This is a genomic window from Bacillus sp. 2D03, from assembly GCF_003946765.1.
In the GTDB taxonomy this organism is placed as follows: Bacteria; Bacillota; Bacilli; order Bacillales; family Bacillaceae_G; genus Bacillus_A; species Bacillus_A cereus.
In genome coordinates, this window is record NZ_RPSJ01000032.1 from 1 (window position 1) to 11,185 (window position 11,185).

Genomic DNA, 11,185 nt, shown 5'->3' on the forward strand with positions numbered 1-11,185 from the left:
GATTTCTAGTGAAGAAGTCTTTTTTATTTTGGATTTTATTGAAACTTACTTTGAATTAGTTTCTTAAACACCCCCCGGTCAAAAAGTTCGGCTTTTAGTAGGAGGACCGTTCAACGGGGGGAGGAGATGGGAAAAAATATTTTTTGAGATATCAAATTAAGAGGGGGGGTACATGTGCAAAAACTATCAAAGAAAGCACAAATCAAACAAGATTTATTACAACAATTGGAAAATGCTAATTTGAATGGTATGCACTATGTTGACCTTGTCGACGATTACATAACATTGTTCGATACGAAAAACAAATTAGCGAGAGAAATTAAAAAGAATGGACCAATGATTGAATGGCAGAATAGTGAAAGCCAAAAGGGAATGAAAGCTAATCCAGCTACGAAAGAATTTCGTGAAACCAATAAGCGTATGACGGACTTATTAAAAGTGCTTGGTTTAAAAGAACCTGTATACGATGGAAGTAATGATGACGATGATGTCTAAGAAATCGGCAACATACCATCCATATATCGATGAATATATGAGTATGGTAGAAAGTGGTCAAATCAAATCATGTAAAGAACAAAAATTATTAATGAAATATGTTCGGAAAATGTTAAGTCGAGACGACATCTACTTCAATGCTAAAGCAGCAGAAGATTCTATTAATGTTCCTGCTAAATATTTTCCGTTTGAATTATTCCCATGGCAAAAGTTTTTAAATGCATTGATGTATGGTGTGCGCTTCAAAAAAGATGATCGTATTGTATTTGATGAAGTTTTAATATTAATGGGTCGTGGTGGCGGTAAAACAGGTTATATGGCATATGATTCTTTTTATATGATGACCGGACATCATGGTATTAATAATTACGATATTGATGTAGTTGCAACCAGTGAAGATCAAGCGAAGAGAACATTTACTGATGTATATAATGTTATAAGTACGCCATCTTTTAAAGAGAAGTTTAAAAAAATCTTTAAATGGACATTAGAAGAAATTCAACATAAAAAAACAAATTCAGTGATGAATTATAACACTTCCAACTCTCGGACAAAAGACGGTAAACGTACTGGATGTGTAATTTTTGATGAGGCACATGAATACGAAAATTACGATAATATCAATGTCTATACAAGTGGTCAAGGTAAAGTAAGAGGTTCCCGAATCATTTACACCACCACAGATGGACACGTAAGAGGTGGGCCACTTGATGATTTAAAAGAAACAGCAAAATTAATTTTATCTGGCGAGATTGAGGACATTCATTTCTTACCATTCATTTGTAAGTTAGATAGTGAAGGCGAGGTTGATGATCCAGCAAATTGGGAGAAAGCTAATCCTTCTTTACCATACAATGATGAGCTAAAGATAAAAATGAAACGGGAATACCAAAAGATGCAACGTAATTCAAAATTGCGAGTCGAATTTATGACAAAGCGTATGAATATTCCAATTTCAAATATCTTAGAAACAGTTTGTACCTGGGATGAATTAGAGCGAACAAATCAACCAATACCAGATTTGTCTGGATTTGAATGTATTGGTGCTGTGGATTTTGCACAAGTACGAGATTTTTGTGGAATGGGTCTATTGTTTAAAAAAGATAATAAACGATATTGGTTACATCATTCTTTTATTAATCAAGTTGCACTAGATATTCAAGATATAAATATGGATGTTATCCGAGAAGCGGAAGCGAAAGAATTATGTACGATTATTCGAACTGAAAAATCTATTGATCCACATCGGGTTAAAAATTGGTTCTTAGAAATGGCTAAGAAATACAGAATTAAAAAGATTTGTATGGACTCGCATCGTGCAAGTGTATTAGGTCCTGTACTTGAAGAAGCAGGTTTTGAAGTCGAGATTGTAAGAAGGGGACATATTACGCATTCGAAATTATCGCCACTTGTTGATGATTTATTTATCAATGGGAAGTTAGTATTTGGTGATGACTTATTAATGCGTTGGTATGTATGGAATACTTTCAAGGATAATAAGAACAATGGGAATATTGAATATGCAAAGATTGATCCAGAGAAGCGGAAAACAGATGGTTTTCACGCTTTTTTACATGCTCTTAATTTAGATAGTGAATTGAAAGAATCTAATGCTTTAACAAAAGAGAATGTTAGAAAGATATTTAGATCATTTAATGTGTAAAAGGTGGTGAGAATATGGGATTAAGAGAATGGATAAGCGGATTTCTAGGAAGTAATAACACGATTACTTTAAAGGAATGTCTTTATGAATTGAGTGTTGATTATTATTATAAAAAATTAGCTGTAGAAAGTTGTATTGATTTAATAGCTAATGCTCTAACTAGGAGTGAATTTCAAACGTTTGAAAAAGGGAAAGAAAAACGTGGTGAGAATCATTATTTGCTTAATGTACAACCTAATCAAAATCAAAATGCATCAGAATTTATGCATAGCTTAGTTAATCACTTAATTATGGAAAATGAATGTGTAGTAATTATGCAAAATAAGCAATTATATATTGCAGATTCGTTTGATATTACTAAGTTTGCGTTAAAAGAAAACATTTATAACGATATAACAATTGGTGACTTCACCTTTGATAAATCATTTAATGAATCTGAAGTATTTCATTTTAAATTAAATGACCGCAATATTATGCAAGTCATAGATGGAATGTATAACAGTTTTGGGAAATTGCTTGCATCGTCCATTGACTATTATAAAAGAAAAAATAATAAGCGCTTGTTAATTAAAGGTGATTTTCTAAGAGCGCAAGATCCAGAAACGCAAGCCGCGATTGATGAAATGTTTGAAGGTCAGTTAAAAAATTGGTTTAACGCAGATAAAGTAGGTTCCGCTTTTCAATTACAAAATGGATATGAAATCGAAGATATGAGTGATAGTAAAAACGGCGTAGCAAACAATAGCACAAGCCGTGATATTAGCGATTTAGTCAGTGATATATTTGGTTATGTAGCAACGGCTTTTCATGTGCCTATCGGCATTTTAAAAGGTGATGTGGCTGATATTGAAAAGCAAATGGATTCATTTTTAGCATTTTGTATTAATCCGATTGCTGAATTGATACAAGATGAATTTAATCGAAAGATGTACAAAAAAGAAGAGTATTTAAAAAGAACATATTTAAAAATTGATACAACAAAAATTAAGATTGTTGATATTACGAAATTATCAACCGCAATGGATAAATTATTTGCTATTGGTGGTCTAACAATTAATGATGTGATAATGATGCTTGGAAAAGAGCCTATTGATGAAGAATGGGCAAACAGAAGACATGTAACAAAAAACTATCAAGAAGCGGATTCACTGGAAGGAGGTGAAAAGGATGAAACGTTACAAGCATGAAAAATATAACCATCTAGCTAATGTTCAACATGCCTTTAAGGCAGAAGCGAAAGCTGATTCGCTGGACATAACGATTTATGGTGATATTGGTGAATCATGGTGGAGTGATTCTACATCCGCAGTTGATGTTGAGAGAACATTAAAAGCTACTTCAGCAAATATTATTAATATCAATTTGAATAGTCCTGGTGGGGATGTATTCGATGGAATTGCAATTTATAACCAACTAAAAAATCACCCGGCAAAAATTATCATTAACGTAGATGGACTGGCCGCAAGTGCCGCATCTATTATTGCAATGGCAGCAGACGAACTAATTATGAATACAGGTTCTATGTTAATGATTCATGAAGCCTCTACATGGACTTGGGGAACAAAATTAGATATTCGCAAGACATTGAATGCTCTTGAGGGAATTGATAAATCGCTTGCGGATATTTATATGACCCGTTATCAAGGGGAACGTTCAGAAATTGAGACAATGATTGCGAATGAAACATGGTTTACTGCCAATGAGGCAGTAGAGATTGGATTGGCTCATAAAGTAAATGAACATGTAGAAGATGACGATGTGGTAGATCCAGAGGAATTTAAAAATAATGTACTTCAGAAATTCCGAAATAAAAATAACCAACAGAATGAACCAGTAGCAGCAGGTTCAACTGAAAATATACTTAACAAATTTAAGCACGCGTAAAGCAGTGCTTTTTTTATTGTCTTAAAAACAGGAGGGAATAAGATGACTATTAAAAATTTAGATCGTCCGATAATCGAAAATAAAGATCAACAAATTAATAATGTAAAAGAGGCGCTTGAAACAGGTGATGCACAAGCGGTAGCGGCACGAATTGTCGCAAATATGGAAAACAATATGCAACATTTTCAAGATATGATGAACGATGTAATTAATGAAGCACAACAAGCAAAAAATGAAAATTGGGATGCTCAAGTGTTGGCCTCTCGCGGTGTGCGTGTTTTAACAAATGAAGAAAAGAAATTTTATAATGCATCAATTGAAGTTAAATCATTTAGCGAAACACATCAATTGATGCCGCCCACTGTTTTCGAACGAGTTTTTGAAGATTTAGAAAAGGAACATCCGTTACTTTCTCTTGTTAATTTCCAAACCGTAGGAGCAAAGACACAATGGGTTGTTAGAAAAGAGGGCACTACGACAGCGTTTTGGGGTGATGTATGTGACTCAATTAGAGAGATGATTGACGAAGGTTTTGAAACAATTGAAGAAGGAATGTACAAACTTAGCGGATTTTTAGTTGTATGTAAAGCTATGTTTGAACTAGGTCCTGAGTGGTTAGATAAGTATGTGCGTGCATTTATGAAAGAAGTTGTAGCAGAAGAATTAGAAAAAGTTATTGTTATAGGGACAGGGAAAAAACAACCAATTGGTATGATCAAAGATTTAAAAGGATCAGTAACAGATGGTATTTATCCAGATAAAAAGAAAGTCGTTTTAGAAGACTTTACTCCTGTAACAATCGGTAAAAAAATCTTAGCTCCTACTACTAAAGGAGGAACGAAACGCTATACAGGGGTAACGCTTATTGTGAATCCTTTAGATTATGCAACAAAATTTTTCCCGATTGGTGCAAAACGTAAAGATGATGGTACTTGGACATATGATAATTTTGGAGTGCCAGGTTTAACGATGGTCCAGTCGTCAGCCGTCCCATTAAATACAATGATCTCTGGTAAACCGAAAGATTACTTTATGGGAGTTGCTTCAGAACAACGTTTAGAGTCAGACGATACAATCCGTTTAATTGAAGATCAACGTTTATATCTCGTTCGTCAACTCGCAAATGGTCGTCCGTTAGATCCTGATTCGTTCACTGTATTTGACATTACAGCGCTAGAAGCGAAAGAAGGCACTACAACGCCCTAATCCATCCTCTCCTGTTGAAGAGAGGAATTATTCAGCATTAACGAAGGTAGAGATTCAGTCTTTATTAGATCAAAGTGCTATTGAATACAAGTCCAATGCAACAAAGGCTGAACTTATCACTTTATTAGAAGGGGATGCGAATGGATGAGCTTTTGAATGAACTAAAAGATGTTCTTAAAATCACCTGGAATGAAGAGGATGCTAGTTTAATAAAACTTTTGGAAAAAGGAGAGGCGTATTTGTTGGGTTTAACAAATGCGTCTTTTGATTTTTCAAAGGAGCTAACCCCGAAAGATTTGTTGTTAGAACGTTGTCGTTATGTTTATAACAATGCAGGTGATGAGTTTGAAAAAAATTATAAAAATGAATTATCCAGGCTTATTTTAGATGTGGCTTTAGGAAAAGTTGGTGTAATCAATGGTTCTTAAATCGTATAGAGAAACCTTAAATGACGGATTTCTACAATACGGATATAAAAAAACAGAGCGTTCAGAAGAGGGCAAAAGAATAGGTGAGAAGTTTCATGAAGAAGGGAAGCTTGCCTATAAAGTGATGTCTTTACGGGACAGTGATTACAAAATGGTGGGCGTTTTAACAACGGGATTAGATGTAAAAGTTAAAACACTGTATCCACCTTCCTTTAGAAAAATAAATAAAAATAAACTTAAGGTATTAATGGATGGAATCGAATATGACGTGATTAAAGCGGATTATGATTCTAACAAACAATACCTTTTCTTTTATTTGCAGCAGGCGGTGAAATCTCGTGAATGAAAAATCTAAAAAGCTTATGAAGGAGCAGAGAAGTGGCATTAAAAAAGCCCTTGAAGACGGATTTAAGCTTTTAGTTGTTGAGGATGAACTAGCAGAAGATGAAGAATCGCAGTTAACAGAAGAGGGATACCACTGTTTTATTTTAGAATATGGTGAGTTTCAACCGTCTTCTAATGAGCGTACAATTTCTCAAAGTATATATGTCAGTTATTTATCGGAAAATCAATCGAATTTAGATGAGCAGGTCATTGATATTATTTCGTGGGTTGGCAAGGTGAAAATGGTATCCTTTGTAGTTTCTAAAAGCGATCGCCTTCAAGTGAAAGATACAGATCGCTTTATTGATCGTGTTGTTTTTACGTTTAAGAGGGTGATTCCAATTGAGTGCATTTGAGCTTGATTATGAAGCGATAGAAAAGCTTGAAGAAAAAATGCGGTTATTACCAAATAAGATGGAACCTACAATCAATACCATCCTCCACACGGACGGTATACGAATTGCAATAGAAGAGATTACAAAGCTTATTCCGGTATCTCGTTCTAAATGGAGTGTTCGAAATAAAACCCATGCCAAAGATAGCAACTGGTCAAAAAGCGAAAAGATGAATTTAGGTTTTAGGATATTAGCCCGTGGTGGGTCAGCTAATAAAAAAGGATCGTTTGGTTATCTAGTATTCCCGAACGAAGGAAGGGGTTCACATAATCCCTTAGAACAACGATTTGCGGAGCGTGGGATTGTAAACGCTAGGCCAAGAATTTTAGGAGAGCTACACAAAGGTGTAGATAAAGTATTGGAGGAGGAATTTTAAATGGTTAAAGTAATTGAAGAATTTGATTCCGTGTCGATTGCGAATGCAAGTATTCAATTTAAGAAGAAAGGAACGCAAGAGCCAGGAACAAAATTTGGATGTGTAGGATCAATTGAAGGTGAACCAGAAAACAAGGAAATGAAAAAAACATGTGGTGGCGTGACTTTGAAAAAGAAATCGAAAACCACGGAACTTAAAGTTACTGTTTCAGCGCATATTCCTGTTAAAGTAGCAAGAGATTATTTTGGTTTTAATACAACTGGATTAAAGCCGGGTGTATGGGCGTTCGGTAGTGATTCAAAGGGATATGATTTTGTGTTTACGGCTGATGTAGTAGATGAGTTTCAAGATGTTGTAAAACTTATTGCGTTTCCAAATTGCTCAAACTCTACTGGCTTTAAATTTGCTATTGCGAATGGTGAGGAAGAATTGGCAATGATGGAATTAGAATTCTCGGCCTTACCAGATGATTTAAATAAATTCTATTATGAAGCGTTCGTGGATGAATTAGCAGATGCAACAGTCGCTCAAAAATGGCATACACAATTTAATTCAGCTCTAGTGAAAGGAACAACTTCAGCTTAAAGCCCTAGTTTCATATAGGGCTTTTTCTTTTGGATTTAAATGAGAAGAAAATGAAAGTGAGGAAATCGCAGATGAAAGTTCAAAAAATAACATTAAAAGAAGTGGAATTTAAAAAAGTAGATGGTGAGTATGAAAAGAGTTTTGTTAACGAACAGGACTATCCAGCATTTTTAACAAATTATGCTTTGAAAAAAGGCCAAGAAGAAGGGCTTATTACTAGTTCGATTATTGCTGATATTGTGAAATTCCAAGCATTAGATGGATTAAGAAATGAGGATAATAAAGATTTATCAGCTTTAGAACAAATCGATCAAACAAGTATCCATAAGGTAATTTATATGGCGTTTAAAGGCGCAAACCCAAAAGAGAAGTTAACATTTGATGATTTCTTACAGAAGTATCATGATTCATTAGCAGAATCTATTGAACTATATACGAAACTTGTTGTGGATGTAATCAGTCAAGATCCAAATCAATTTGCGATAGCGTTCCAAAAAAGTACAAATAGCGGCGGTAATGGTGAAAAAAAGTAAAAAATCCAGACATAAAAATCGAATGTGTGGAGGATAAATACGTCTTGTATTGTCTAGTCTCTGGAATAGATCCAGAGACTTTTTGGCATGAGCCAATTTCGTCTGTTGAGCGTATTTACGCAGGGATTACAGCGTTTGAAGCATGGCGTAACAATCCCAAGTAAAGGTAGGTGAGAAAATGGCAAGAAATAATTCGGAAGTTGAAGTTATATTTAAAGCGCAAAATAAAGATTTTAATGATGCTATGAAGGGCATGAATCAGGAAACTAAAAAACTTCGTCAAGAAATGAAATTGCAAGAAGAGCAGATGAAGTTAAATGCTACTGATTCAGAAAAACTACAAGCAAAGCTTCAAAACCTTTCCCAACAGTATGCAGTTGCACAAAGGGCTACGCAAGCAACGGCTGAACATTTACAACGTGCTAAAGAATTGTACGGAGAAAATTCTACTGTTGTAGCAAAGTTGGAATCAAAGTTACGAAGCCAACAAATAACAGAACAACAGTTAGCGAATAGTATTAAACAAACTTCTGAAAGTTTAAAACAGGCGAGAGATGCTGAACAGGAAAGAACAAGCGAAACAGCTAAGGCAGCTCAAAAACTGAAAGAGCTAAAAGGACAGGAAGAGCAGTTGCAATCTTCTCTTTCTAAGTTGAATGCTCAATACGAGTTACAAAAAGCAACGCTTGGTGAAAATGCTAGTGAAATCCAAAGGTATGAAACGCAGCTTATACAAGCTCGGACAGCAGAACAACAGTTGCAGAATCAATTAAGTGTGACGAATAGAAGTTTGCAGGAACAAGAAAATGCAACGAAACAATTAAAGACATTCTTTGATGCGACTGAAACGAGTGTAGACCATTTTGCAAATGCATTAGGGAATAACCTTACAAACGCAATACGAAACGGTACGGCGACAGCCAGGCAGTTAGAGCAAGCGATTAAAATCATCGGTCGTGAAGCATTAGGTTCAGAAGCAGATATTGAAAAATTACAGCGATCTCTTCGTTCTATAGATGATGGGAACTCATTACAACAAGTTCGAAATGATTTGAGGGACCTTTCACGAGAAGCGGAGAGAGCATCGCACAGTTTCAAAGAATTAGATATTGGTTTAGAAAATATTCTAGGTGGATTAATGGCTGGTGGTGGTATTTCAGGAGCCATTGAGCAAGCACTTGATACCTCTAAATTAAAAACAAAAATTGATGTTTCTTTTGAAGTTCCAGCATCCTCTAAAAAATCAGTAGAAGAAGCGGTTCGCGGTTTAGAAGCTTATGGTGTTGATGTGGAAGAAGCACTTGAGGGTACACGTAGACAATGGGCATTAAATCAAACTGTCAGTGATAAAGCTAATGCTTCCATTGTAAAAGGAGCAGGAGCCATTGCAAGTGCCTATGCAGGTATAGATTTTACTGAGTTAATTCAAGAAGCGAATGAAATCGGTAATGAATTAGGAATAACTAGTGATACGGCTTTAGGTCTAACAAATCGTCTGTTAAAAATCGGTTTCCCTCCTGAGCAATTGGACATTATCGCTGAATATGGTGGGCAGCTAACACGAGCAGGTTACAATGCTGAAGAAGTACAAGCAATTATGGAGGCTGGTGTTGATACAGGTACCTGGAATTAGAGTATAGTTCCCTTGTATGGCGACATACAATGAAAAACTCCTTTAATTCAGTGGAACTCTCAAATGAGACAATACTGAGCGAAGCCTTTTAATTAAGGAACGTGCAACGACTAGTCGAGAGACGTAGGGTGTAAGCAAATGACACTCGAAACGGGGAGCAACTCAAGTAGTTGAAGATATAGTCTAATCTATACGGTGACGTATAGCAGTTCATAAGAACGGGCGTGACGTTGCGAATCACGTTGAATATAAATGATTGATAATCTCTTAGATGGACTGAAAGAAGGCCGTATTAAAGCGGCTGAATTTGGTCAAGGTGTCGACAAGTCTATGAAAGAAGCTCTTGAAGGCACTAAAATTTCGGCTGATCAGTTAGAAAAGTGGGGGCAATCTGTGGCTAAAGGCGGTAAAGAAGGTTCGGCAGCTATGACAGAGATTGCTAAAGCATTGGCTAGTATTGAAGATGAAACAAAGCGAAATGAGATTGGTGTTAAGCTTTTCGGAACGATGTATGAAGATCAAGGCCAGAATATCACCAATACACTTATTAGCGCTCAAGATAAAGTTATAGATTTAAACAAGAATCAAGAACAACTAAATGAAATGATTAAGAAAATGGATGCCAGCCCAGCTGTAAAGTTTCAAAAAGCTATGAACGACTTGAAAATGGCACTTGAACCTGTTTTGGGAGTCATTGCTGATGTAATAAGTGCTTTTGCGGGCTTCGTTTCGGAACACCCAGCGTTATCAGCAGCTATAACAACAATTGTAACAGCGCTCGGGATTCTTGTTGGAGCATGTATGGCGTTAGCCCCAGTATTTGTCACCTTATCCAGTATAGCTGGTATATTGGGTGTGAGTATTGGGGCTGTTGCTGGTCCAGTTGCATTAGTAGCAGGTGGAGTGATAGCTGCATCGGCGGTTATTGCTGGATTGATTATTTGGATGAGAAATTTATGGCAAACCAATGAAGGGTTCAAAAATAGCATTACGAATGTAATTGAAAGCGTTCAAAACTTTGGACACGCATTATCTTCACTAGGTAAATATCTATTCTATACGGCTGTTGATGGAGATTATTTAAATGATTGGATTACTCATTTGCCAAAAGGATTTCAAGATGCGGCTGAAATGATAGGATTGGCAGTTAGTAAGATACGTGAAGCATGCCTTCATCTTTTTGATGCAGTAAAAGCGGTCTTTTCGGGAGATTTTAGCCAGTTAGGTGAAATTTTTAAGATGATTGGCCCTACAATCGCAGGAGCAATTATTGGTGGGCTTCCTGGTGTGCTCGTCTCGGTATCTCGTTATTTACCAGCTATAGCGGAGTATTTGAATGCAAACTCAGGGATTATTCTTGAAACTATTACAAATATTTTTAACAATATAGCTAACTTCGTAACAACAGTATTACCGCAATTTTTTGAAGCGGGATCACAAATGATTTCAAACCTTGTGAATGGTTTGGTTGTAGCAGCTCCAATTATGCTTGAAGCCATTGTTGGGATTATAAACACAATTTCACAGATGATTGCTACCTATCTCCCTATGATTGTTCAAATGGGAATACAAATCATTCAAACTTTAATTTCTGGAATTGTAC

12 protein-coding genes and 1 pseudogene are annotated in these 11,185 nt (G+C 35.8%); all 13 read left to right on the top strand.

Annotated features, from left to right (window positions below; all coding sequences use genetic code 11):
• The first annotated feature begins 174 nt into the window (after positions 1–174).
• Positions 175–495, top strand: coding sequence for a P27 family phage terminase small subunit (locus EBQ15_RS30495; protein ID WP_001170969.1), 321 nt, complete (start codon positions 175–177; stop codon positions 493–495).
• The gene (locus EBQ15_RS30500; RefSeq protein ID WP_000178388.1) at positions 479–2,158 is read left to right on the top strand and encodes a terminase TerL endonuclease subunit; all 1,680 of its coding nucleotides are present in this window, start codon (positions 479–481) and stop codon (positions 2,156–2,158) included. The genes EBQ15_RS30495 and EBQ15_RS30500 overlap by 17 nt, the downstream gene beginning before the upstream one ends.
• 14 nt (positions 2,159–2,172) lie before the next feature.
• Positions 2,173–3,345, top strand: a complete 1,173-nt coding sequence (locus tag EBQ15_RS30505) for a phage portal protein (protein ID WP_000524274.1) — start codon at positions 2,173–2,175, stop codon at positions 3,343–3,345.
• A complete protein-coding gene (locus tag EBQ15_RS30510) occupies positions 3,326–4,042 on the top strand; it encodes a head maturation protease, ClpP-related (RefSeq protein ID WP_000833217.1) in 717 nt (238 codons plus the stop codon). The genes EBQ15_RS30505 and EBQ15_RS30510 overlap by 20 nt, the downstream gene beginning before the upstream one ends.
• Before the next feature lie 42 nt (positions 4,043–4,084).
• Positions 4,085–5,248 carry a phage major capsid protein gene (locus tag EBQ15_RS30515; RefSeq protein WP_000153083.1) on the top strand — a complete coding sequence of 388 codons (1,164 nt, stop codon included), beginning with the start codon at positions 4,085–4,087 and terminating at the stop codon, positions 5,246–5,248.
• A 140-nt stretch (positions 5,249–5,388) separates the two neighbouring features.
• Positions 5,389–5,676: a hypothetical protein gene (locus EBQ15_RS30520; RefSeq protein WP_033693053.1), complete on the top strand. Its 288-nt coding sequence runs from the start codon at positions 5,389–5,391 to the stop codon at positions 5,674–5,676.
• Positions 5,666–6,022: a phage head closure protein gene (locus tag EBQ15_RS30525; RefSeq protein ID WP_033693052.1), complete on the top strand. Its 357-nt coding sequence runs from the start codon at positions 5,666–5,668 to the stop codon at positions 6,020–6,022. Before EBQ15_RS30520 ends, EBQ15_RS30525 begins: the two co-directional genes overlap by 11 nt.
• Positions 6,015–6,416, top strand: coding sequence for a hypothetical protein (locus EBQ15_RS30530; protein ID WP_229172752.1), 402 nt, complete (start codon positions 6,015–6,017; stop codon positions 6,414–6,416). The genes EBQ15_RS30525 and EBQ15_RS30530 overlap by 8 nt, the downstream gene beginning before the upstream one ends.
• On the top strand, positions 6,403–6,831 hold the full coding sequence (locus EBQ15_RS30535) for a hypothetical protein (RefSeq protein ID WP_033693051.1): 429 nt from the start codon (positions 6,403–6,405) through the stop codon (positions 6,829–6,831). Before EBQ15_RS30530 ends, EBQ15_RS30535 begins: the two co-directional genes overlap by 14 nt.
• Positions 6,832–7,416 (top strand): hypothetical protein, encoded by a 585-nt coding sequence (locus EBQ15_RS30540; protein ID WP_033693050.1) that lies wholly within the window; start codon positions 6,832–6,834, stop codon positions 7,414–7,416.
• 71 nt (positions 7,417–7,487) lie between these two features.
• Positions 7,488–7,949, top strand: a complete 462-nt coding sequence (locus EBQ15_RS30545) for a hypothetical protein (RefSeq protein WP_000867962.1) — start codon at positions 7,488–7,490, stop codon at positions 7,947–7,949.
• Between the two features lie 178 nt (positions 7,950–8,127).
• Positions 8,128–9,576 (top strand): annotated as a pseudogene (locus tag EBQ15_RS30550) (hypothetical protein); the annotation flags it as partial.
• A 513-nt stretch (positions 9,577–10,089) separates the two neighbouring features.
• On the top strand, positions 10,090–11,185 hold a 1,096-nt coding region (locus EBQ15_RS30555; RefSeq protein ID WP_481747484.1), incomplete at its 3' end, for a phage tail family protein.